Annotated in this window: 1 protein-coding gene; it reads right to left on the minus strand. The window is 65.3% G+C overall.

All coding sequences use genetic code 11. The features are described 5' to 3' along the window. On the minus strand, positions 1–392 hold a 392-nt coding region (locus tag A6I89_RS24275), incomplete at both ends, for a DegT/DnrJ/EryC1/StrS family aminotransferase (RefSeq protein WP_175278994.1).

Below are 392 nucleotides of genomic sequence, written 5' to 3' on the forward strand. Positions count from 1 at the left end.
GAACACCTCGTCCGCGAAGGGCAGCCCGCCCTCGGGGATGCGGTACTCGACGCCCCGCATCATCGGGTGCCGGGTGACGTTGCCGCTCCAGACCGTTCGGGTGTCGATGCCCGCAGCTTCGAGCGACTCCTGGAGTTGGGAACGGCTGAACCCGGCGTGCTCGCGGACCGTCACCGGGTAGCACAGCCACGCAGTTCGGAATTCCTCGAGCTGCCTCGGCAGGCGGAAGAGGCTCGGGTAGGCGCCGAAGGCCACCGAGAAGGCCTCGAAGATCTCTGCTCGCCGTTTGTAATTGGTGTCGAGCTTGCTCAACTGGACCAGTCCGAACGCGGCACCGAGCTCCGACGGCTCGAAGTTCCACGGCAGGACGTCGAAGATGAAGTCGTTGTCGT

Source organism: Prescottella equi (assembly GCF_002094305.1).
Classification (GTDB): Bacteria; Actinomycetota; Actinomycetes; order Mycobacteriales; family Mycobacteriaceae; genus Prescottella; species Prescottella equi.